The sequence below is a fragment of the Streptomyces sp. NPDC051172 genome (assembly GCF_040682555.1).
Lineage (GTDB): Bacteria > Actinomycetota > Actinomycetes > Streptomycetales > Streptomycetaceae > Streptomyces.
On sequence record NZ_JBFBBE010000028.1, the window covers coordinates 1 to 19,976 of the forward strand.

A 19,976-nucleotide genomic window follows, 5' to 3' on the forward strand; every position below is an offset into this window, starting at 1 on the left:
CGAGGAGACCCACCGCGTCTTCCGTGCGCGTGTCGTCAACCCGCGCTGGATGGCGCGCCGGAAGCAGAGCTTCCGGCGGGCGGTCCGTGTTTCCGTAGGCGCATGACCACACAGACCGTCGAGTACATCCGCTACCGCATCCCGGAAGACCGCTCGGCGGAGTTCCTCGCCGCCTATACACGGGCCGCGGTCCAGCTGGCCGCGGCACCGCAGTGCGTGGACTACGAACTCGCCCGCTGCGAGGAGGACTTCGAGCACTACGTGCTGCGCATCACCTGGACGTCGACCGAGGACCATGTGGAGGGCTTCCGCAGCTCGGACCTGTTCCCCGCCTTCCTCGCGGAGATCCGCCCGTACGTCGGCAACATCGAGGAGATGCGCCACTACAAGCCGACGACGGTACGGGGTACGGGATCCTCGCTGCCGAGGCTCTACGACTGGGCCGGGGGCGCCGCCGCCTTCACCCGTCTGACGTCGGTCTTCTACGACAAGGTCCTGAAGGACGACCTCCTCGCCCCGCTCTTCGCCGACCTCGCCGCCGACCACGCCGAACACGTGGCCCTCTGGCTCGGCGAGGTCTTCGGCGGCCCCGCCACCTACTCCCTCACCCAGGGTGGCCACGGCCACATGGTCGCCAGACACTTCGGCAAACACATCACCGAGCCACAGCGCCGCCGCTGGGTCAACCTCATCCAGGACGCGGCGGACGAGGCCGGACTCCCGACGGATGCCGAGTTCCGGTCGGCGTTCTTGGCGTACGTGGAGTGGGGGACGAGGCTGGCGGTGTACTTCTCCGGCCCGGACGCAAAGCCACCGGCGGAGCAGCCGGTGCCGCGGTGGACGTGGGGGACGATGCCGCCGTATCAGGGGTGAACAAGCCCGAGGGGCGGTGCTGAGTGGCGCCGGTCAGGCATCTTCAGCCCGTCCGGAGTTTGAGGACGAGGCCGTTCAGGCCAGGGACGCGCCGACCGCCGGGCACGGCTCAGGAGGACGGTGCAGACTGCCCCGCCCGAGTGGCATCCGCTCCCCAACTGGCCAGCAGCCGCAACGCCTCCGCCGAAGCGGACCCCGGCTCGGCGTGGTACGTCGTCAGCGCCTGACCGTCGTCATCGGCCGAGCGGAACGACTCGAAGTGGAGCGTCAGATCACCGACCAGAGGGTGGTGCAGACGCTTGACCCCGTAGCCCTTCTCCTGCACGTCGTGTGTGGCCCACAGCCGCCTGAACTCCTCGCTCTTCACGGAGAGTTCGCCCACCAGCGCGGACAGCCGCGGGTCGTCCGGACAGCGGCCCGCGTCCATCCGCAGGAAGCTGACGACGTCGCTGGCCTTCTGCTCCCAGTCGGAGAACAGCTCCCGGTACTCCGGCCGCAGGAACACCAGCCGCGCCCAGTTCCGCTCGTGCGCCGGCAGCTCGCCCCAGTCGCCGAAGACGGCCGCGGCCATCCGGTTCCACGCGAGGATGTCCGAACGCCGCCCGGAGATGTACGCCGGCACCCCGTCCATCGAGTCCAGCAGCTGCCGCAGCGCCCCCCGCACCTGCTGCGACCGCGCCGCCGGCTTCTTCTTGTGCTGCTTCGGCTTCGCGAGGTGCGTGAGGTGCGCATGCTCGGCGTCCGTCAGCCTGAGCGCCCGCGCGATGGCGTCGAGCACCTCCGCCGACACGTTCCGCCCGTTGCCCTGCTCCAGGCGCGTGTAGTACGCCACCGAGACGCCCGCCAGCTGCGCCAGCTCCTCGCGGCGCAGCCCGGGCACCCGCCGATGCCGGCCGAAGTCCGGCAGCCCCACGTCCTCCGGCTTCAGCCGGGCGCGCCGGGTGCGCAGGAACTCACTGAGCTCGGCACGCCGGTCCAGAGCCCCTGCGGGCTCGGGTACGGGATGGGGCTGTTCGTCCATGCCTCAAGTATTCACTGTCGTACGCACACCATCCTGACCCCGCCAGTGGTAGGCACAGCGGACGTATGCAGAAGCGTGGGCTGGGTGAAGCCCCTGCGGTCCGGCATGCTGAACGACATGCCCGGTCAGAAGGCAGCCGGGCGCGTAACCACTGCTAGGAGACCCCTCGGCATGACCACTGTTGCCGCTTACGCCGTCCCCGCCGCGAAGGCTCCGCTGGAGCGCACCACCATCGAGCGCCGCGAGGTCGGTGAGTTCGACGTCCTGATCGACATCAAGTTCGCCGGTATCTGCCACTCCGACATCCACCAGGCGCGGGAGGGCTGGGGCGAGGCGACCTTCCCGATGGTTCCGGGTCACGAGATCGCGGGCATCGTCTCCGAGGTCGGCGCGGGCGTCACGAAGTACCAGGTCGGCGACCGCGTGGGCGTCGGCTGCCTCGTCGACTCCTGCCGGGAGTGCGAGAGCTGCAAGGCCGGCGAGGAGCAGTACTGCACCGGCGGCAACGTCGGCACCTACAACTCGATCGGCAAGGACGGCGAGCCCACCTACGGCGGCTACTCCGAGAAGGTCGTCGTCGACGAGAACTTCGTCGTCCGCATCCCCGACGCGCTGTCGCTGGACGTGGCCGCGCCGCTGCTGTGCGCCGGCATCACCACCTACTCCCCGCTGAAGCACTGGAACGCCGGCCCCGGCAAGAAGGTCGCGATCCTCGGCATGGGCGGCCTCGGCCACATGGGCGTCAAGATCGCTCACGCCCTCGGCGCCGAGGTCACGGTCCTCTCGCAGTCCCTGCGCAAGAAGGACGACGGCCTGAAGCTGGGCGCCGACCACTACTACGCGACCAGCGACGAGCAGACCTTCAAGGACCTGCAGGGCTCCTTCGACCTGATCCTCTCCACGGTCTCGGCCCCGCTCGACTTCGGTGCGTTCCTGTCGCTGCTGAAGCGGGACGGCGCGCTGGTGAACGTCGGCGCCCCCGAGGAGCCGATCGCCCTCAACCTCTTCTCGGTGATCGCCGGCCGCAAGACCCTCGCCGGCTCCATGATCGGCGGTATCGCCGAGACCCAGGAGATGCTCGACTTCTGCGCCGAGCACGGTTTCGGCGCCGAGATCGAGGTGATCAGCGCGGACCAGATCAACGAGGCGTACGAGCGGGTGGTGGCGAGCGACGTCCGCTACCGCTTCGTGATCGACGTCGCGACGATCTGACGGATCTGACAGGTGGGGCCCCGGCGGAAGATGACGCCGGGGCCTCTCGCGTGCGGGTCCCCGACGCCGTTCTGAGGTGTGCCTTACCTTGTCTGCCCTTCGGAGTATCTTGGGCGGGAGGAGGCCCACACGATGAACGTGCAGCTGAACCACACCATCGTCGCCGTCCATGACAAGAAGGCGTCGGCCCAGTTCCTCGCCGACCTTCTGGGGCTGGAGCCCAGCCCGCCGTTCGGCCCTTTCATCCCCGTCCAGATCCCGAACGGCGTGACCCTCGACTACATGGAGACGGACGGCGACATCACGCCGCAGCACTACGCGTTCCTGGTGTCCGAGGACGACTTCGACACCATCTTCGGCCGTATCCAGGACGCCGGGCTGACCTACTGAGCGGACCCGTACCATCACCGCCGCGGCGAGATCAACCACAACGACGGCGGGCGGGGCGCGTACTTCGACGACCCCAACGGCCACAACCTGGAGATCATCACCAGGCCTTACGGCAGCGGGAGTTGACCTGCCGGTTCACTCGTCGGGAAGGAACTCGCCGGCTCCATAGGACCGTACGAGAACGCTCCCGTCGGCGGACGGTTGCACGGAATGCGCGCGTCCGAGCCCCGATACCCGGGCGCGCGCGTCCGCGCCGACCTCCACGACCGTGTTCTCGTCGATGGCGACGCCGCGCGGGAGTCCGTGCCTGGCGACCGCGGCGATCAAGCGCGGCAGCGTCCCCCACTGCGCGGCGTGCGCCTCCACGGAGAAGGGCACCAGCCCCAGCCCGGGCCGTACTTCGATCTCCTCCAGGTCCTCGGCCGTGTCCTCGTGGCACACGGGTACGCCGTCGTCGAGCCACCCTCCGACGAGAGCGTGCCGCGAAGCGACCGCCGCCCCGGCGGAGAAGCCGGCGTACGGAATGCCGAACTCCGCGAGAGCGGACCGCAGTTGGTCCAGGCATCCGGCGAACGCGTCCTGATACGCGGGCGTCAGCCCGCCGCAGACCAGAAGTCCGTCCAGATCCTGGAGGCGGTCCGCGGCGAACTCCCCGCCGAGCGGTACCAGCAGCGGTACGGGGTTGCAGTCGGCGGCCTTCCGCAGCACGGCGTCGTACCGGCCGAACTGCTCGCTGCCGTCCCCTTCGTCGAGCACGACGCAGCCGACGCGGGTCCCGGTGGCCGCCCGCAGGAACGGTCCGTAGACGGCGTGCGCGGCCGTCGCGTCCCAGCCACCCCCGATCAGGAACGTACGACTGCCACGGCTGCCCATCAGCGCCCCCATCTTCTCCCCGTCCGCCTGTCAGGCCCGCAGTCCCACGAGACCGTCGTAGGCGGACATGACGATCTCCAACCCCCGGTTGTCGTCGGCGGGTTCACGCATCTGGTTCGTCACATACGCCACCACCATCCGGGTCTCGGGTTCGATCATCACCAGCGACCCGCCCCAGCCGCCCCAACCGTAGGTGTTGCCGAAGAGCCCGTAGCCCAGCCCCCAGCGCACCGGCATGCCCAGTACCCGGTCGTCGCCGCTGAACTGTTCCTCCCAGGCGCGGTCGCACCCCGCCTGCGACAGCAGCCGCACTCCGCGAAGCGTCCCTCCGCAGGCCATCGCCGACTGCACGAGCGCGACCGACCGGGCGTTGCCGAATCCGCTCGCCGCGGGGATCTGCGCACGGCGCCAGGCCACGCTGTTGCCGTCCCGGACCCGCAGGGCGGTCCCGGCGGCGGGCGTCGAGCCCCTGCCGGGCGCACTCGCGGTGTACTCCTCGTCCCGTCCCGGCGGCGGCACCGTGAGCGCCACCCGCCGGTCGTGCTCGGCCGCCAGCCCGATGTGGAAGTCGGCCCCCAGCGGGCCGGCGATCTCCTGAGCGAAGAACTCACCCACGCTCCGCCCGCTGATCCGCCACACCACCTCGCCCACGAGGAACCCCTGGGTGAGCGAGTGGTACCCGGCCGCGCTGCCCGGCTCCCACTGCGGGGCCAGCGCGACGAGTCGCGCCGTGGCGGCCGGCCAGTCGTAGATCTCCTCGACCGGCCCGTCCCAGTCGGGCAGACCGGCGGTGTGCGAGAGCAGATGCCGGACGCGGATCCGGTCCTTTCCCGCCGCGGCGAACTCCGGCCAGTACCGGGCCACGGGCGCGTCCAGGTCGAGCTCGCCGCGGTCGGCGAGGACGAGCGCGCACAGCGCCGTCATGGTCTTGGTGACGGAGTAGACGTTGACGATCGTGTCCCGTTCCCACGGCACGGTGCGCTCGGCGTCGGCGAACCCGCCCCACACGTCCACCACCGGCTCGCCGTCCACGAAGACGGCCACCGAGCCGCCCGTGTCCCCGGCGTCCAGCATCTCCGCCAGCCGGTTGGGCACCGCGGTGAACAGACCGTCGTACGAGCCCTGGATGTCAGCCATGGGTGCATTAGCCCGCATCGGCACGCGACGCGGCAACCGAATTTGCGGCCGTCAGCTGTCCCGCCGACGGACGCAGACGCGCCAGGAGCTCGTCCGCCGCAGGGCGCGGGCGCTCCTGCGGAGGCAGCCGGGCCGCCGAATCGAGGTCCCCGCCGCCCACGTACGCACGTATCTCCCGGGCCGACGGGGTCACATCACTGATGGTGACCGACCACTCGTCCGCATGGCGCCGCACGCCTTCACCGGAGAGACCGAGCCGCAGCGACCGGCAGGGCAGCGGCTGCAGCCGCAGATCCCGCGCCTTGGCGCCCAACCGCAGCGGTACATCATCCACTGTGGGTCTTCCACGGCCTACGGCGTGGGGGACCGCCGCCCCGCGCGGCGACCGGGTTTCCCCCGAGGGGCGGCCCGGAATCGCGTGGAACCCTCGCGCGTTGAGGGGGGTGGGCACGGGATGCCGATGGTGTGCGAGCAGCATCGCCCGAGTGACCGAGTTGACCGATATGGGAGGACTGCAATGGCTGCGCAGACGCAGAGGGCCGTGCTGGCGGGCGGATGCTTCTGGGGGATGGAAGAGCTGATCCGCCGGCTTCCGGGCGTGACGGCGACCCGGGTGGGATACACCGGGGGTGACGTGCCGAACGCGACGTACCGCAACCACGGCACGCACGCGGAGGCCATCGAGATCCTCTTCGACCCCGAGAAGACCGACTACCGCGCGCTCCTGGAGTTCTTCTTCCAGATCCACGACCCGAGCACCAAGAACCGCCAGGGCAACGACATCGGCCTCAGCTACCGTTCGGCGATCTACTACGTGGACGACGAGCAGAAGCGGATCGCCGAGGAGACGATCGCCGACGTGGACGCCTCCGGCCTGTGGCCGGGCAAGGTCGTCACCGAGGTGGAGCCGGTCGGCCCCTTCTGGGAGGCCGAGCCCGAGCACCAGGACTACCTGCAGCGTTACCCGGACGGCTACACCTGCCACTTCCCCCGCCCGGGATGGCGGCTGCCGGCCCGCACGGAGGGCTGACACCCTCCGGACCGGCCCTCAGTGCGGCAGCGTCGCCGGGCTGCCGCCGTTCGCCTCGTAGCCCGCCACCGCCAGCGCCCGGTAGACCGCGAACTCGGCTGCCGGGTCGGCGGACAGGGTCCAGGGGAGCGCACCCACATGGCCGTCGATGTGTATGAGCTGGTTCATTGCCTCCGCCCAGCGCTCCGCGCGGACCAGGAAGAAGACCAGCAGGTGGCGTACGTGCGCGAGCATCGGGTCGTCGGGGCGGGCCGAGTGGACGGCGTGCAGCGCCCCGTGGATCGCCTTCGTCACGGTCTCGCTCTGGTAGAAGCTGCTGACCAGGTTCACCTCGGGCAGGTGCTCGAAGACCGCGAACAGGGGCATCGCGGCGAGGAGGGAGCCTTGGGGTGCGCGCGCGGCTGCCGCCTCCGCGAAGGAGTTCGCCAGCTCGCGCGAGCCGTGCCACTTCTCGCACCAGTAGTGCAGGGCGGCCAGGTGTGCGCCCATGTGGGCCGGGGCGCGGTCCAGGATCCGCAGCCAGAGCTGCTCGAACTCCGGCTGCGAGTAGGCCAGCCCGCGGGCCACCGACAGCTCGATGATGTGCGGGACCGGATCGCCGGGGGCGAGCAGCGCCGCATCGCCGCACGCCGCCTGCGCCTCCTCCATGATGATCCGGAACTCGTCCGTGCCCGGCGTCGACGTCCGCCACGCCTGCTGGACCAGGAACTCCGCGTGCACCGCGGCGCCGCCCGCGTCCTTGGGCTGCTCGGCCCGCCACACCCTGAGCCACTGACCGCCCGGGGTCTCGCTGACCCCGCCGGGCCGCTGCTGCAGCTCCAGCGACGCGGCGCCCGCGAAGGCCTGCACGCGCTGCCAGCGCAGCTCGCCCGCCGCCTCCGTGCCCGCCAGCAGCTGGGAGGCCGCGCGGTGGTCCTGTGTGCGCTGCACCAGGTCCAGGACGTCGAGCAGGTCCTGGTCGGGGCCGGGCATGCGGAGGTCCAGCTCCTCCTCCCGCACGAATCCGTAGTTCGCGGGGTCGGCGGCGTCCGGGTGACCGGCCGGGACCTGCTCGATCATGCCCCGCCTGCGCCGCAGGACGGGGAGCAGCACGAAGCCCAGCATGACGGCGGCGATCAGGACCCAGAGAAATTCCATGGCTCAAGCGTTCCAGACGCCGGTGACAATTGGCGAACCCGGTCGGCGACCTGTGGAAAACTCCCCGGACCCGGTGCCGGGACCGAGGGAAAACCCGGCAGTACGGCCTCCCCCGCCTCGCCGCCCGGCGCGCGCCCCGCGAGCGCACTACCCTCGGTGCCCATGAGCGACAGGCACATCAGTCAGCACTTCGAGACCCTCGCGATCCATGCGGGCAACACCGCCGATCCCCTCACCGGCGCGGTCGTCCCGCCGATCTACCAGGTCTCGACCTACAAGCAGGACGGCGTCGGCGGTCTGCGCGGAGGCTACGAGTACAGCCGCAGCGCCAACCCCACCAGGACCGCCCTGGAAGAGAACCTCGCAGCCCTCGAGGGCGGCCGCCGGGGCCTCGCGTTCGCGTCCGGACTGGCGGCCGAGGACTGCCTGTTGCGTACGCTGCTCAGCCCCGGCGACCACGTGGTCATCCCCAATGACGCGTACGGCGGCACGTTCCGACTGTTCGCGAAGGTCGTCGCCCGGTGGGGGGTGGAGTGGTCGGTCGCCGACACCAGCGATGCGTCCTCCGTTCGGGCCGCCATCACGCCGAAGACCAAGGCCGTGTGGGTGGAGACCCCCTCCAACCCGCTGCTCGGCATCACCGACATCGCCGCGGTCGCCCAGATCGCCCGGGACACGGGCGCGAAGCTCGTCGTCGACAACACCTTCGCCACGCCGTACCTGCAGCAGCCGCTGGCGCTCGGCGCCGACGTCGTCGTGCACTCGCTGACCAAGTACATGGGCGGCCACTCCGACGTCGTCGGAGGTGCGCTGGTCGTCGCCGACGAGGCGCTCGGCGAGGAGCTCGCGTACCACCAGAACGCGATGGGCGCGGTCGCCGGGCCCTTCGACTCCTGGCTGGTGCTGCGCGGCGCGAAGACGCTGTCCGTGCGCATGGACCGGCACAGCGAGAACGCCACCAAGGTCGCCGACATGCTCACCCGGCACGCACGCGTGACGCGCGTTCTCTACCCGGGCCTGCCCGACCACCCCGGTCACGAGGTCGCCGCCAAGCAGATGCGCTCCTTCGGCGGCATGGTCTCCTTCCGGGTCGAGGGCGGCGAGGAGGCGGCCGTCGAGGTCTGCAACCGCGCCAAGGTGTTCACGCTCGGCGAGTCCCTGGGCGGCGTCGAGTCGCTGATCGAGCACCCCGGGCGGATGACCCACGCGTCCGTGGCCGGCTCGGCCCTGGAGGTGCCCGCCGATCTCGTACGCCTCTCCGTCGGCATCGAGAACGTCGACGACCTCCTGGAGGACCTGCAGCAGGCGCTCGGCTAGCCCCGACCCGCCCGCTCACCAGCCCGTGTACGGGGGAGTCGTCTGCGAGGGCGGCTCCACCCACGGGCGGGCCATCATGGCCCACACGAGGAACGCCACACCCGCGGCGCACAGCAGCAGCCACATCAGGCGGCGGGCGAGCGTCCTTCGGCGCAGGCTGCGGGCGCCACGGCGCACGACCTCCCCGTACAGGTCCGGCGGCACCGGCGGCGGCACCTGCTCCATGATCCGCCGTGCGGCGGCCTCGCGCTCGGCCCGGTTCATGCGCGTTCCCCTCCGCCTGCGCGCCTCATGACGGCGCCACCTTCGCCCCGCCGACCGCCGGTGCCGTGTTCCGCGGCGGATGCAGCAGTGTCGCCGTGGCCCGGTCGCAGATCGCGCGGACGCGTTCCGTCGGCAGGCCGAGCAGCGCCGCCGTCTGCTCCTCGCCGACCCCCTCGTACAGCCTGAGGACCAGGATCAGACGCTCCTGCGGTGCCAGCAGGGCCAGCGGACTGCCGGGATGCGGGAGGGCCCGACCGAAACCGCCGTACTGGTGCCAGGCACCGCGCGCGAAACGGCAGGCCAGGTACTGGCGGGCGCGGTCGTACGGGTCCTCCCCGCGCAGCCGGTCCCAGCACGCGTACGTGTGCGCGAGGGCCAGCGTCAGCAGACGTCGCGCGCGCGGGTTGTCGCCCGGGGCCTCCGCCGTGAGCAGCGTGGCGGCATGCAGCAGCCGCCCTGCCGCGCCCGCGACGAACGCCTCGAACTCCCGGGCCCGGCGGGCACCTTGGAGCACCTGCCGCTTTCGCACCGCGCCTCCCGCCCTGACGCGACCCTGACCTGACGGACCCGGCCGCGTACGGGGTGCACAACCGCGTACGACGGGGCCCGGTCTCATCTGAGGCCAGGGGTGGCCTTTCGGTCAAGAGCTGCGCGGCACGCGCGCGTGTCCGGACAGGGCGGGCACGCATGGCGATGGTGGCTACGATGCCGACGACGCCTCCGGCGCCGGCACCCCCTGGGCCGCCATCCGGGAGGAGAGAGCGGTGTTGAAGCGCGTCAGGAGCGTGCAGAACGCCTCGCGCTCCTCCGGCTCCCAGTCGTGTGTCAGCTCGGCCATCAACTGACGCCTCGAGGAGCGCACTTCCTCCAGCCGTGACTGGCCGCGCGGCGACAGCTGGAGCACCACCGCGCGCCCGTCCTCGGGGTGCGAGGTGCGCTTGACGAGCCCGGTGTCCACGAGCGGAGCCACCTGCCGGGTGACCGTCGAGGAGTCGATGCCCATGCTCGCCGCGAGCGCCTTGACCCCCATGGGGCCTTCCTTGTCGAGGCGGTTGAGCAGCAGGTATGCGGCGCGGTCCATGGAGTTGCGCACCTGCCCGACGCCACCGAGCCGGGTCTGTTCGGCACGGCGGGCGAAGACCGCCACCTCGTGCTGCAGCGTGTCGAGGAGACCGGTGTCACCGACGGTCGTCATGTCCATCGACATTTCAGGTGTTGTGGGCATGGCCGGAGGCTCACTTCATGAAGGGGGGCTGTCTGGAATGGGGGACAGAGTACGCGGCTGGGGGGCAAGCCGTACCGGCGCTGCGCAAACCAGTCTCGGACGTTGGTCACAGCGACCGTGCGCGCCTGTGAACTGCGATGCTTGAGTCATGAGCTACAGCACGGCTGACTCCTTTCGGCCCGTGACCCTCGACGACGTGCGGGGCGCCCAGAAGATGCTCTCGGGCGTGGCGCGGGTGACGGCGATGGAGGGCAGCAGGCATCTGTCCCAGCTGGTGGGCGCGCCGGTGCACTTCAAATGCGAGAACCTTCAGCGCACGGGTTCGTTCAAGCTGCGCGGCGCGTACGTCCGGATCGCCGGACTGCTGCCCGAGGAGCGGGCCGCCGGGGTGGTGGCGGCGAGCGCCGGCAACCACGCGCAGGGCGTCGCGCTGGCGTCCTCACTGCTCGGCGTGCGGGCGACGGTGTTCATGCCGCAGGGCGCCCCGCTGCCGAAGATCAGCGCCACCCGCGAGTACGGCGCCGAGGTGCGCCTGCACGGGCAGGTGGTCGACGAGACGCTGGCCGCCGCACAGGCGTACGCGGCCGAGACCGGCGCGGTGTTCATCCACCCCTTCGACCATCCGGACATCATCGCGGGCCAGGGCACGGTCGGGCTGGAGATCCTGGAGCAGTGCCCGGAGGTGCGCACCGTCGTCGTCGGCATCGGTGGCGGAGGCCTCGCGGCCGGCATCGCGATCGCGGTGAAAGCGCTGCGGCCGGACGTGCGGATCGTGGGCGTGCAGGCGGAGGGCGCGGCGGCGTACCCGCCCTCGCTCGCGGCCGGGCGTCCGGTGTCCGTCGAGCACCCGGCGACCATGGCCGACGGCATCAAGGTCGGGCGGCCCGGTCACGTGCCGTTCGAGATCGTCCGCGAGCTGGTCGACGAGGTCCGCACGGTCTCCGAGGACGCCCTGTCCACCGCGCTGCTGCTGTGCCTGGAGCGAGCCAAGCTGGTCGTCGAACCGGCCGGTGCGAGCCCGGTGGCCGCGCTGCTGAGCGAGCCGGGAGCCTTCGAGGGCCCGGTGGTGGGGGTGCTGTCCGGCGGGAACGTCGACCCCCTGCTGATGCAGCGCGTCCTGCGCCACGGCATGGCGGCGCAGGGCCGCTACCTGGCCGTACGGCTGCGGCTGACGGACCGGCCGGGGGCCCTCGCGACACTTCTCGGGGTGTTGTCAGTGGTGGACGCTAACGTCCTCGATGTGAGTCACGTACGGACCGACCCACGGCTCGGGCTCACGGAGGCGGAGGTCGAGCTGCACCTGGAGACCAAGGGCCGGGAGCACTGCGCCGAGGTGGGCCGGGCGCTGCGCGAGGCGGGCTACACAGTCATCGACTGAGCCGCCTGGCGACCCGGGCCGAGCAGGAACCCCAGCTCAGAGACCCTTCGTCGCTCGATCGAGTAAATGCGTTGAGAGACGCGATACATCGCGTTATGGTGAGTGTCGTGGCGGCTGCCTGCCACGGCACCCGACAGGCGGAGCAAGTGCGCAAACCAAGGCTTTCCGAAGATTCCCCGACGACGTGGAGACTCATATGCCAGGCGCCATCTATGCCGAAGGCCTGGTCAAGACCTTCGGCGACGTAAGGGCTCTGGGCGGCGTCGACCTCGATGTCCCCGAGGGCACCGTGCTGGGCCTGCTCGGGCCGAACGGCGCGGGCAAGACGACGGCGGTCCGCTGCCTGACCACTCTGCTGCGCCCCGACAGCGGCAGGGCGGTCGTGGCCGGCCTCGACGTCCTCAAGCAGCCCAACGAGGTGCGGCGCTCCATCGGCCTGTCCGGCCAGTTCGCCGCCGTCGACGAGTATCTGACCGGCCGTGAGAACCTCCAGATGGTGGGCCAGCTCTACCAGATGAAGGCCAAGGCCGCGAAGGCCAGGGCCGGGGAGCTGCTGGACCAGTTCGACCTCGCGGAGGCCGCCGACCGGCCCGCGAAGACGTACTCCGGCGGCATGCGCCGCCGACTCGACCTCGCGGCAGCCCTGGTCGTCTCGCCGCCCGTGATGTTCATGGACGAGCCGACGACCGGCCTCGATCCCCGAAACCGGCAGCTGCTGTGGGAGGTCATCAAACAGCTCGTCTCCGGCGGCACGACCCTGCTGCTCACCACCCAGTACCTGGAGGAGGCCGACCACCTGGCGCACGACATCGTGGTCGTCGACCACGGGCGTGTCATCGCCCGCGGTACCTCCGACCAGCTCAAGGCCCGCACCGGCGGCGAGCGCGTCGAGGTCGTGGTGCACGAGCGTGAACACATCCCGACCGCCGGCGAGGTCCTCACCGGCTTCGGCAAGGGCGAGCTCACCGTCGAGGAACACACCCGCAAGCTCACCGTGCCCGTCACCGGCGGCGCGAAGCTGCTCGCCGAGGTCATCCGGGAGCTCGACACCCGCGGCATCGAGATAGACGACATCGGCCTGCGCCGCCCCACCCTCGACGACGTCTTCCTGTCCCTGACGGGACACGTGGCAGAGGTCAAGGACGAGGAGAACGGCACGCCGGCGGAGACCAAGGACCGCAAGCAGAAGAAGGAGGCAGCCAAGTGAGCGCCGTCACCGACGCCGTGCGGGTCGCGCCGCCCGCGAACCCGGTCAGCCAGTCGATCCGCGACTCGCTGGTCGTTGCCAAACGCAATCTAATCAGGATGTCCCGAATTCCGAATCCTGTTCGCTCGGGTCGGTCAGGATCCATCTCGTCACGGACCCGAGAACTGCACGTGAGCGCCGGGAAGGGGCAGGCGAAGTGAGCGCTGTGAGCGATTCCCTGGTCATCACCCGCCGGAACCTAATTCGGATGAGCCGGATTCCCGAGATGATCATCTTTGGGCTTGTCCAGCCAATCATGTTCGTGGTGCTGTTCACCTACGTTTTCGGCGGCTCGATCCAGGTCGGCTCGTCCACCTCCACCCAGGCCTACCGCGAGTTCCTGATGGCGGGCATCTTCGCCCAGACCGTCACCTTCGCCACGGCTGGCGCTGGCGCGGGCATCGCCGACGACATGCACAAGGGCCTCATCGACCGTTTCCGCTCCTTGCCCATGACGCGTGGGGCGGTGCTGACAGGCCGGACTATCGCCGACCTGGCACAGACGGCGCTCACCCTCGTCGTCCTGGCGGTCGTCGCCCTGATCGTCGGCTGGCGCACGCACGAGAACTTCGGCAAGGTGCTCGCCGGATTCGGCCTGCTCCTGCTCCTGGGGTACGCGTTCTCGTGGATCGGCGCACTCATCGGCCTCTCCGTGCGCACGCCTGAAGCGGCGACCTCGGGCGGCCTGATCTGGCTGTTCCCGCTGACGTTCATCTCGAATGCGTTCGTCGACGCGAACATGATGCCGTCGTTCCTACGGCACATCGCGGAGTGGAACCCGTTCAGCGCCACCGTGCAGGCGTGCCGCGAGTTGTTCGGCAACCTTCCCCCGGGCTTCAAGGCGTCCGACGCCTGGCCCATGCAGCATCCCGTGTGGGCGTCGCTGATCTGGTCGGTCGTGATCATCCTGTTCTTCCGCACGATGGCGGTCCGCAAGTACCGCCGGGCCAGCGGTTGATCAGTCTTCTTCGCCGCGCCCCCTGTGTGGCCGTCGGCTAGCGCAACACTCCGAAAGAAACGAAGGCTTGCCGTATGGCAGGGCAAACAGTGACTTGCGGTGCGTATCCGTCTCTAAGTGCATGACACGGATAGTGGTAATTTCCTTGAAACGGCCGGGTGTTCAGGTGGTAAGTTCCATCGGTCGGCAGAGACATGACCAACTCTGCTGAGGTCCAAAAAAGGGGAACAAGTGAATCTCAAGTACTCCGGCATAGCCACTGCTGCCGTGGCGGTTGTGGCTGTCGCCATGAGCACCGGCACTGCGAGCGCGCAAGACTGGTTGACGGCTCATGTTCCGACTCTGCACGGTAACAAGATCACGTGGACAGCAAGCGTGCTGGGCCCGCAGCCTGCGGGGTCGAAGCTCTGCGTGTCAGCCTTGGACACCAGCGCCCCGGAACTTCCTCCCATTGAGATTGGGTCGAAGTGCATCAATACTCAGGCCGGATCTGTAAGCATCACACTGACCTTCCAACAGTGTCAGGAGTACATGACCATGGCCTTCTTCCACCGGGCCGGATCGGGCCGGACAGACACTCGCCAGTCCAATTACCTCTTCGCCTGCCCGCCGAATTAGTTGTGTCCCGGCCAGGGGGCGCAGTAGAAGCCTTTTGATCGGCCCTTGAATAGGGTGACAGTGCCCGAGTCAATTATTCTGTCTGGCTCGGGCACTGGCGTGCTCATTCCAGGTAGAAACCAGCCATTACGTACTGACCGTCAACGAACACTTCAAGATCGCTGGCGGCACGCAGTACGTCACGACGGTCTTCGACTTTCAGGTGACGCTGATCTGACATAGCCTGGTTACCCCCATGTGGGCCAGGTGCAGTCACGCCTTAACGATCAAGGATTCGCCTATGTCGAACCTGGAAGAGCTTGCCGAAAGAGTAGTACGGGATCTATCCGCAGGGTTTGATAAAAAACCCTTCATTACGTATGTGAATCCAAACGAGGAAGGTTTTGCAAAGATCTTCCTCCGGGATGATTCGGGAATGACGGTGGGCTTCGGAGTGAACCCGCTGGCGCCTGAGGTGGAAATCCTCTACGAAATGGCCTATCGAATCCCAACTGCCTACGTCGAGTTCTATTCTGTTGGGCTTCCTGTGGTGCCTGGAACAGAGCGACCTGCCGAACCGGCAATAATCGATGACTCGGTTGCTTGGGAAGATCCCAGCCAACAGGGGACTTGGTCGTGCCCGGTTGGTGAATACAGGTTGGACCACGGGCGCGGGAGCGCGTAGCCGTCATTGTTGGTTGTACTTTTGCAGCCAAAGGTATCGCGGCGTAAGTAGGCCGCAGTCTCGAAAGCAGACTGCGGCCTCTGTCGTTCCTGGGGCTGCTCACTGTTTCTACGCGGATGCGGATCGGCGTTAGGTGGTGCGCTTGGAGACTGGCTTCACCGGCGTCACGGGGAATGTGAGCTGACACGTGGCGGCGGAGGCCTTCAGCTCCTCACACAACAGAGGGCGGTCCTCGTCGGCGTCGGCGGTGATGCGGTAGGTGATCAGGAGGGGGCTGGCGTCGCTGATGCCGAGTGCGGTGCGCTCGTCCGGGTAGGGGGTGCGGGCGGTGACGTGCTCGGTGAACGAGAGACTGAGTCCGGCGTCGGCAAGCTGCTGGTACAGGTCGCTGACTGCGGTGTCGGGCTGGTCGGCGAGGGTGGGCACCTCTGCTGCGGTGGCCATCGGGATCAACATGCGGTGGGCCATGCGGGCACCTGTCGCCGGGTCGTGGATCATGCGGTCGACGCTGATGGCGGCCTGGTCCTGCTGGCCCAACAGCATCGCCGGGGGGCCGTCGAGTGAGGTCCTGCTGATGGCTGGCGTCTCCGCCTGGGCGACGTCCGGCAGGCTCCAACTCCCCTTGCTGGTGCGGTAGATGGATCGATCCACGCTCGTCGCGGGCAGGACTCCGCCCGAGGAAAGGACGATGCTGCCTTTGCCCTGCCGGGACTCGACCAGGCCCATGTGACGCAGTTCGGCGACGGCGGACCGTGCGGTGTGCTTGCCGATGCCGTACATCGTCACCATCTCTGCCTCGGACGGCAGGAGATCGCCGGGCCGGTAGCGGCCTCGCTCGATGTCGTCGGCGATGCGCTGGGCGACCTGCAAGTACATGGCCGGGGCGCGTTCGATGTGCTCTCGGGCTGCCATGGCTGGTGTCCTTCGTCGGTCGCTGGTGGGGGCGCTGGGCTCGGGTCGGCCGGTTGTCGGCGGCTCCCGCTCATGAGGATAAGTGGTTGACCCCACACCTCGGCGCCACGTATCCGGATAAGTGGTTGACCTGACCTGGGCGGGCAAGTGACCATGACCCCTCCAACTCATCCGGATAAGTGGTCCGGAGGGTGTGTTCTGGAGGTGCCACGTGTCCAACTCCTCTTCCGAGGCGTCCACTGCCAACAACCGCTCCGCAGAGCACGAAAGGCGTCTGCGGATGCTGCCCGAGGCGGTACGGGACATGGCTGTGCGAGGTTGAGGGACAAGAGGGCCGGGCTCAGAACATGCTCGCCAAGATCGAGAAGGTTGACGGCCGCTTGGACGACTTCACGTTCGAGCAGAAGCAAGACCTGTTGGACCTGCTTGACGTACGTGTGCAGATCACCGGCAAGGGTGAGCCTCGCCACAAGGGGGTGACGGACCCTATCGCTGCGTGGCACCGCGAGACCGGCGTGACCATCCCTGTCGAGACCACAGACGCGCAGTGGCGGGAGATCGACGGCATTGTCTCGCACAGCCGTCAGTGGAAGGACGTCCGGGACGGCTTTGAGGCGATGCTGGACAAGGTTCGTTCTGGCAAGAACTGGAAGGACTACGACAGCTCGGAGTCGGCGGTTCCATGAACATCGGCGGCACCACGGACCCCCAGGTCTACCGCGAGTTCCTGATGGCCGGCATCTTCGCCCAGACGGTGACCTTTGCCACCGCGGGCGCGGGGGCGGGCATAGCCGACGACATGCACAAGGGACTCATCGACCGCTTCCGCTCGCTGCCCATGGCACGCGGAGCGGTGCTGACCGGACGGACACTGGCCGACCTGGTGCAGACGGCGCTCACGCTGTTCGTGCTGGCCATGGTCGCCCTGCTGGTCGGATGGCGTACCCACACCAACATGGGCGAGGTGCTCGGCGCCTTCGGCCTGCTGCTCCTGACCGGATACGCGTTCACCTGGATCGGCGCGGTCATCGGCTTGTCCGTGCGCACGCCCGAGGCGGCCACCTCCGGAGGCCTGATCTGGCTGTTCCCCGTCACGTTCATCTCGAATGCGTTCGTGGACTCCAGCCGTATGACCCCCTGGCTGCGTCACATCGCCGAGTGGAACCCGTTCAGCGCGACGGTCCAGGCCTGCCGCAAGCTCTTCGGCAACCCCGGCGTCTCGCCCTCGGACGCCTGGCCCATGGCGCACCCCGTGTGGGCCTCGTTGATCTACTCGGTCCTGATCATCGTCATATTCAGGACGCTGGCGGTGCGGAAGTACCGCTCGGCGACGGCATGACCGACGGAATGACGACGCCCCCGGCGTCACCAGGACGCCGGGGGCTCCAAAGGACGGGCAGACCGGATCAGCCGGTGTAGGGCTCGGCCTTCAGGATCGTCACCGAGGCCTTCTTGCCGTTCGGCAGCTCGTACTCCGCGTCCTCGCCGACCTTGTGGCCGATCACGCCGGAACCCAGCGGGGACTGCGGCGAGTACGTCTCGATGTCCGAGCTCGCGTACTCGCGCGAGGCGAGCAGGAAGGTCATCGTGTCGTCCTCGTCGCCGTCGAAGGCGATCGTCACGACCATGCCGGGGGCCACGGCCCCGTCCGCCGACGCCGGGGCCTCGCCGACCTTGGCGTTCTCCAGAAGCTGGGTCAGCTGGCGCACACGGAGCTCCTGCTTGCCCTGCTCTTCCTTGGCCGCGTGGTACCCGCCGTTCTCACGCAGGTCGCCCTCCTCGCGCGCGGCCGCGATCTTGGCGGCGATCTCCGTGCGCGCAGGACCAGACAGGTACTCCAGCTCGGCCTTGAGCTGGTTGTACGCCTCCTGGGTCAGCCAGGTGACGTTCTCGCTGGTCTGGGTCACAGGTGCTCCTCGTAGGTACTGGGAATACAAAGCATCGCCCTACCCAGAAGAATGGTCCTTCACGGATGGGCGAAACCACGAGCCTAACAATTCAGCGGCTGAAGGGGGAGGACATAAGCCATCAGAATTGCATCAATGCAGGTCACGGCTTGTGTATTTTCGGCTGACGTCAGTCGGCGTGGCAGCCGAGCAGTTCCGCTGTGGTGCCCTCGGAGGTCGTACGCAGCGTGACGACCCGGTCGATGCGTGTGGCGTGCCCGTCGAAGCGGAAGTCGGCCCGGCCCACCTCGGCCCCGTCCTTCGACTGGGAGCGGATGGTGCAGTAGCCGGAGGTGCCGGCGTCCTTGCGGACCTCCAGATGCACCTTCACCGAGTCCTTCTGCGCATCGAAGGTGATCACCTCGGCGCTGATCTTGTTCTGGGCGACGTAGTGGTAGGCGAAGTAGCCGATGAGCACGAGCAGGAGGGTCCCGAGCACAGCCCCGGCGATCTTGAGCTTGCGGTCGGCGCGCTCGTCCGAGGAGCGGCCGTAGCGGCCCTCGGGCAGCCGCGTGCTCGCCGTACTCATGATCGTCCTCTCCGAAACCGGACCGCGGAATTTTTCTCCCCCCGATTCGGTCACTATAGAAGCCGCCGATCGCGCCGGTTCACACCGGGCGCCGACTTACCGAGGATTGAGTCTTGACTGACCAGCTGCGACTGATGGCCGTGCATGCCCACCCCGACGACGAGTCGAGCAAGGGCGCGGCCACCATGGCGAAGTACGTGTCCGAGGGGGTGGACGTGCTGGTCGTGACCTGCACGGGCGGGGAGCGCGGCTCCATCCTCAACCCCAAGCTGCAGGGCGACAAGTACATCGAGGAGCACATCCACGAGGTACGCAAGAAGGAGATGGACGAGGCCCGCGAGATCCTCGGGGTGAGCCAGGAGTGGCTCGGCTTCGTCGACTCCGGTCTGCCCGAGGGCGACCCGCTGCCGCCGCTGCCCGAGGGCTGCTTCGCCCTCGAGGACGTCGACAAGGCGGCCGGCGAGCTGGTGAAGCAGATCCGTTCCTTCCGTCCCCAGGTGATCACCACCTATGACGAGAACGGCGGCTATCCGCACCCCGACCACATCATGACCCACAAGATCTCGATGGTGGCGTTCGAGGGCGCGGCGGACTCCGAGAAGTACCCGGAGTCCGAGTTCGGCCCGATCCACCAGCCGCTCAAGCTCTACTACAACCAGGGCTTCAACCGCCCCCGCACCGAGGCGCTGCACAACGCGCTGCTCGATCGCGGCCTCGAGTCGCCGTACGGGGACTGGCTCAAGCGCTGGAGCGAGTTCGAGCGCGTCGAGCGCACGCTGACCACGCACGTTCCGTGCGCCGAGTTCTTCGAGATCCGCGACAAGGCGCTGATCGCGCACGCCACGCAGATCGACCCCGACGGCGGCTGGTTCAAGGTCCCGATGGAGATCCAGAAGGAGGTCTGGCCGACGGAGGAGTACGAACTGGCGAAGTCCCTCGTCGATACCTCCCTCCCCGAGGACGACCTCTTCGCGGGCGTCCGCGACAATGCCTGACATGAGCGCAAGCGTGAGCCTGGCAATGACGCACATCGTCCCCCTCGCCAAGGAGGTGGACGAGAACAAGGTCACCCCCGGCGTCCTCGGCTTCATCGTCTTCGCGGCGATGGCCCTGGCGGTGTGGGCCCTGATGAAGTCGATGAACCGGCACATGGGCAAGGTGAAGTTCAAGGAGCCGGCCGACGCGGACGCCGGGTCCTCGGAGCCCACCGCAGACTCCGAGGCGCGCCGCAGCTGACGCAGTGGGA

Annotated in this window: 22 protein-coding genes and 3 pseudogenes; 14 read left to right on the forward strand and 11 right to left on the reverse strand. The window is 68.6% G+C overall.

Translation table 11 applies throughout. The features are described from left to right. The first annotated feature begins 102 nt into the window (after positions 1 to 102). Positions 103 to 873 carry an antibiotic biosynthesis monooxygenase gene (locus AB0N07_RS18780; RefSeq protein ID WP_365836292.1) on the forward strand — a complete coding sequence of 257 codons (771 nt, stop codon included), beginning with the start codon at positions 103 to 105 and terminating at the stop codon, positions 871 to 873. A gap of 109 nt (positions 874 to 982) precedes the next feature. Here AB0N07_RS18780 and AB0N07_RS18785 read toward each other — a convergent pair whose 3' ends face one another. Continuing rightward, complete coding sequence (locus tag AB0N07_RS18785; protein ID WP_365836294.1) at positions 983 to 1,894, reverse strand: helix-turn-helix transcriptional regulator; 912 nt, start codon at positions 1,892 to 1,894, stop codon at positions 983 to 985. A gap of 171 nt (positions 1,895 to 2,065) precedes the next feature. On the opposite strand from AB0N07_RS18785, the gene AB0N07_RS18790 reads away from it, so the two are divergent. After that, a complete protein-coding gene (locus AB0N07_RS18790; RefSeq protein WP_365836296.1) occupies positions 2,066 to 3,106 on the forward strand; it encodes an NAD(P)-dependent alcohol dehydrogenase in 1,041 nt (346 codons plus the stop codon). 132 nt (positions 3,107 to 3,238) lie between these two features. After that, positions 3,239 to 3,622 (forward strand): annotated as a pseudogene (locus AB0N07_RS18795) (VOC family protein). A 9-nt stretch (positions 3,623 to 3,631) separates the two neighbouring features. Here the strand turns inward: AB0N07_RS18795 and AB0N07_RS18800 are convergent. The 3 genes and pseudogenes from AB0N07_RS18800 to AB0N07_RS18810 all read right to left on the reverse strand — a co-directional run. Next, on the reverse strand, positions 3,632 to 4,381 hold the full coding sequence (locus tag AB0N07_RS18800; RefSeq protein WP_365836298.1) for a cyanophycinase: 750 nt from the start codon (positions 4,379 to 4,381) through the stop codon (positions 3,632 to 3,634). Between the two features lie 18 nt (positions 4,382 to 4,399). Next, the gene (locus AB0N07_RS18805) at positions 4,400 to 5,506 is read right to left on the reverse strand and encodes a serine hydrolase domain-containing protein (RefSeq protein ID WP_365836300.1); all 1,107 of its coding nucleotides are present in this window, start codon (positions 5,504 to 5,506) and stop codon (positions 4,400 to 4,402) included. 7 nt (positions 5,507 to 5,513) lie between these two features. Further along, positions 5,514 to 5,804 (reverse strand): annotated as a pseudogene (locus tag AB0N07_RS18810) (DUF4291 family protein); the annotation flags it as partial. 219 nt (positions 5,805 to 6,023) lie between these two features. Between AB0N07_RS18810 and msrA the strand changes: the two are divergent. After that, positions 6,024 to 6,536, forward strand: a complete 513-nt coding sequence (gene msrA, locus AB0N07_RS18815; RefSeq protein WP_351462256.1) for a peptide-methionine (S)-S-oxide reductase MsrA — start codon at positions 6,024 to 6,026, stop codon at positions 6,534 to 6,536. 18 nt (positions 6,537 to 6,554) lie between these two features. On the opposite strand, the gene AB0N07_RS18820 is transcribed toward msrA, so the two are convergent. Next, on the reverse strand, positions 6,555 to 7,673 hold the full coding sequence (locus tag AB0N07_RS18820; RefSeq protein ID WP_365836302.1) for a hypothetical protein: 1,119 nt from the start codon (positions 7,671 to 7,673) through the stop codon (positions 6,555 to 6,557). 162 nt (positions 7,674 to 7,835) lie between these two features. Between AB0N07_RS18820 and AB0N07_RS18825 the strand changes: the two genes are divergently transcribed. Then, complete coding sequence (locus tag AB0N07_RS18825) at positions 7,836 to 8,990, forward strand: cystathionine gamma-synthase (protein ID WP_365836304.1); 1,155 nt, start codon at positions 7,836 to 7,838, stop codon at positions 8,988 to 8,990. Positions 8,991 to 9,005: 15 nt separating this feature from the next. Here the strand turns inward: AB0N07_RS18825 and AB0N07_RS18830 are convergent, their stop codons facing one another. From AB0N07_RS18830 to AB0N07_RS18840, 3 genes are all read right to left on the reverse strand, one after another. After that, complete coding sequence (locus AB0N07_RS18830; protein WP_365836306.1) at positions 9,006 to 9,254, reverse strand: hypothetical protein; 249 nt, start codon at positions 9,252 to 9,254, stop codon at positions 9,006 to 9,008. Between the two features lie 25 nt (positions 9,255 to 9,279). Then, the gene (locus tag AB0N07_RS18835) at positions 9,280 to 9,783 is read right to left on the reverse strand and encodes a sigma factor-like helix-turn-helix DNA-binding protein (RefSeq protein ID WP_365836308.1); all 504 of its coding nucleotides are present in this window, start codon (positions 9,781 to 9,783) and stop codon (positions 9,280 to 9,282) included. Between the two features lie 171 nt (positions 9,784 to 9,954). Continuing rightward, positions 9,955 to 10,461, reverse strand: coding sequence for a MarR family transcriptional regulator (locus AB0N07_RS18840; RefSeq protein WP_365836473.1), 507 nt, complete (start codon positions 10,459 to 10,461; stop codon positions 9,955 to 9,957). A 166-nt stretch (positions 10,462 to 10,627) separates the two neighbouring features. On the opposite strand from AB0N07_RS18840, the gene ilvA reads away from it, so the two are divergent. The 5 genes and pseudogenes from ilvA (at position 10,628) to AB0N07_RS18865 (ending at position 15,343) form a co-directional block, all read left to right on the forward strand. Continuing rightward, positions 10,628 to 11,857, forward strand: a complete 1,230-nt coding sequence (gene ilvA / locus AB0N07_RS18845) for a threonine ammonia-lyase (RefSeq protein ID WP_365836310.1) — start codon at positions 10,628 to 10,630, stop codon at positions 11,855 to 11,857. Between the two features lie 196 nt (positions 11,858 to 12,053). Continuing rightward, complete coding sequence (locus AB0N07_RS18850; protein ID WP_365836312.1) at positions 12,054 to 13,064, forward strand: ATP-binding cassette domain-containing protein; 1,011 nt, start codon at positions 12,054 to 12,056, stop codon at positions 13,062 to 13,064. Beyond that, positions 13,061 to 13,177: pseudogene (locus AB0N07_RS18855) on the forward strand (ABC transporter permease); the annotation flags it as partial. The gene AB0N07_RS18850 and the pseudogene AB0N07_RS18855, both read left to right, overlap by 4 nt. An 83-nt stretch (positions 13,178 to 13,260) precedes the next feature. Then, the gene (locus AB0N07_RS18860; RefSeq protein ID WP_365836314.1) at positions 13,261 to 14,061 is read left to right on the forward strand and encodes an ABC transporter permease; all 801 of its coding nucleotides are present in this window, start codon (positions 13,261 to 13,263) and stop codon (positions 14,059 to 14,061) included. A gap of 898 nt (positions 14,062 to 14,959) precedes the next feature. Then, entirely contained in the window at positions 14,960 to 15,343 is a 384-nt protein-coding gene (locus AB0N07_RS18865; protein ID WP_365836316.1) for a hypothetical protein, read from the forward strand. A 129-nt stretch (positions 15,344 to 15,472) separates the two neighbouring features. Here AB0N07_RS18865 and AB0N07_RS18870 read toward each other — a convergent pair whose 3' ends face one another. Beyond that, a complete protein-coding gene (locus AB0N07_RS18870) occupies positions 15,473 to 16,255 on the reverse strand; it encodes a GntR family transcriptional regulator (RefSeq protein ID WP_365836318.1) in 783 nt (260 codons plus the stop codon). Positions 16,256 to 16,602: 347 nt separating this feature from the next. Between AB0N07_RS18870 and AB0N07_RS18875 the strand changes: the two genes are divergently transcribed. Together AB0N07_RS18875 and AB0N07_RS18880 are read left to right on the forward strand one after the other, a co-directional pair. Beyond that, positions 16,603 to 16,941, forward strand: a complete 339-nt coding sequence (locus tag AB0N07_RS18875; RefSeq protein ID WP_365836320.1) for a hypothetical protein — start codon at positions 16,603 to 16,605, stop codon at positions 16,939 to 16,941. Then, entirely contained in the window at positions 16,938 to 17,594 is a 657-nt protein-coding gene (locus tag AB0N07_RS18880; protein WP_365836322.1) for an ABC transporter permease, read from the forward strand. Before AB0N07_RS18875 ends, AB0N07_RS18880 begins: the two co-directional genes overlap by 4 nt. A gap of 67 nt (positions 17,595 to 17,661) precedes the next feature. Here the strand turns inward: AB0N07_RS18880 and greA are convergent, their stop codons facing one another. Together greA and AB0N07_RS18890 are read right to left on the reverse strand one after the other, a co-directional pair. Then, complete coding sequence (gene greA / locus AB0N07_RS18885; RefSeq protein ID WP_030929763.1) at positions 17,662 to 18,162, reverse strand: transcription elongation factor GreA; 501 nt, start codon at positions 18,160 to 18,162, stop codon at positions 17,662 to 17,664. 169 nt (positions 18,163 to 18,331) lie between these two features. Then, positions 18,332 to 18,730, reverse strand: a complete 399-nt coding sequence (locus AB0N07_RS18890; RefSeq protein WP_365836324.1) for a DUF4307 domain-containing protein — start codon at positions 18,728 to 18,730, stop codon at positions 18,332 to 18,334. 113 nt (positions 18,731 to 18,843) lie between these two features. On the opposite strand from AB0N07_RS18890, the gene mca reads away from it, so the two are divergent. Together mca and AB0N07_RS18900 are read left to right on the forward strand one after the other, a co-directional pair. Beyond that, positions 18,844 to 19,725 carry a mycothiol conjugate amidase Mca gene (mca, locus tag AB0N07_RS18895; RefSeq protein ID WP_365836326.1) on the forward strand — a complete coding sequence of 294 codons (882 nt, stop codon included), beginning with the start codon at positions 18,844 to 18,846 and terminating at the stop codon, positions 19,723 to 19,725. Beyond that, positions 19,718 to 19,966 carry a hypothetical protein gene (locus AB0N07_RS18900; protein WP_365836328.1) on the forward strand — a complete coding sequence of 83 codons (249 nt, stop codon included), beginning with the start codon at positions 19,718 to 19,720 and terminating at the stop codon, positions 19,964 to 19,966. The genes mca and AB0N07_RS18900 overlap by 8 nt, the downstream gene beginning before the upstream one ends. Positions 19,967 to 19,976 lie beyond the last annotated feature (10 nt).

Bases quoted from the DNA above. Each gene is read 5' to 3' on its own strand.
- AB0N07_RS18780 (WP_365836292.1), top strand. From the start codon at position 103: ATGACCACACAGACCGTCGAGTACATCCGCTACCGCATCCCGGAAGAC.
- AB0N07_RS18785 (WP_365836294.1), bottom strand. From the start codon at position 1,894: ATGGACGAACAGCCCCATCCCGTACCCGAGCCCGCAGGGGCTCTGGAC.
- AB0N07_RS18790 (WP_365836296.1), top strand. From the start codon at position 2,066: ATGACCACTGTTGCCGCTTACGCCGTCCCCGCCGCGAAGGCTCCGCTG.
- AB0N07_RS18800 (WP_365836298.1), bottom strand. From the start codon at position 4,381: ATGGGGGCGCTGATGGGCAGCCGTGGCAGTCGTACGTTCCTGATCGGG.
- AB0N07_RS18805 (WP_365836300.1), bottom strand. From the start codon at position 5,506: ATGGCTGACATCCAGGGCTCGTACGACGGTCTGTTCACCGCGGTGCCC.
- msrA (WP_351462256.1), top strand. From the start codon at position 6,024: ATGGCTGCGCAGACGCAGAGGGCCGTGCTGGCGGGCGGATGCTTCTGG.
- AB0N07_RS18820 (WP_365836302.1), bottom strand. From the start codon at position 7,673: ATGGAATTTCTCTGGGTCCTGATCGCCGCCGTCATGCTGGGCTTCGTG.
- AB0N07_RS18825 (WP_365836304.1), top strand. From the start codon at position 7,836: ATGAGCGACAGGCACATCAGTCAGCACTTCGAGACCCTCGCGATCCAT.
- AB0N07_RS18830 (WP_365836306.1), bottom strand. From the start codon at position 9,254: ATGAACCGGGCCGAGCGCGAGGCCGCCGCACGGCGGATCATGGAGCAG.
- AB0N07_RS18840 (WP_365836473.1), bottom strand. From the start codon at position 10,461: ATGTCGATGGACATGACGACCGTCGGTGACACCGGTCTCCTCGACACG.
- ilvA (WP_365836310.1), top strand. From the start codon at position 10,628: ATGAGCTACAGCACGGCTGACTCCTTTCGGCCCGTGACCCTCGACGAC.
- AB0N07_RS18850 (WP_365836312.1), top strand. From the start codon at position 12,054: ATGCCAGGCGCCATCTATGCCGAAGGCCTGGTCAAGACCTTCGGCGAC.
- AB0N07_RS18865 (WP_365836316.1), top strand. From the start codon at position 14,960: ATGTCGAACCTGGAAGAGCTTGCCGAAAGAGTAGTACGGGATCTATCC.
- AB0N07_RS18870 (WP_365836318.1), bottom strand. From the start codon at position 16,255: ATGGCAGCCCGAGAGCACATCGAACGCGCCCCGGCCATGTACTTGCAG.
- AB0N07_RS18875 (WP_365836320.1), top strand. From the start codon at position 16,603: ATGCTCGCCAAGATCGAGAAGGTTGACGGCCGCTTGGACGACTTCACG.
- AB0N07_RS18880 (WP_365836322.1), top strand. From the start codon at position 16,938: ATGAACATCGGCGGCACCACGGACCCCCAGGTCTACCGCGAGTTCCTG.
- AB0N07_RS18890 (WP_365836324.1), bottom strand. From the start codon at position 18,730: ATGAGTACGGCGAGCACGCGGCTGCCCGAGGGCCGCTACGGCCGCTCC.
- AB0N07_RS18900 (WP_365836328.1), top strand. From the start codon at position 19,718: ATGCCTGACATGAGCGCAAGCGTGAGCCTGGCAATGACGCACATCGTC.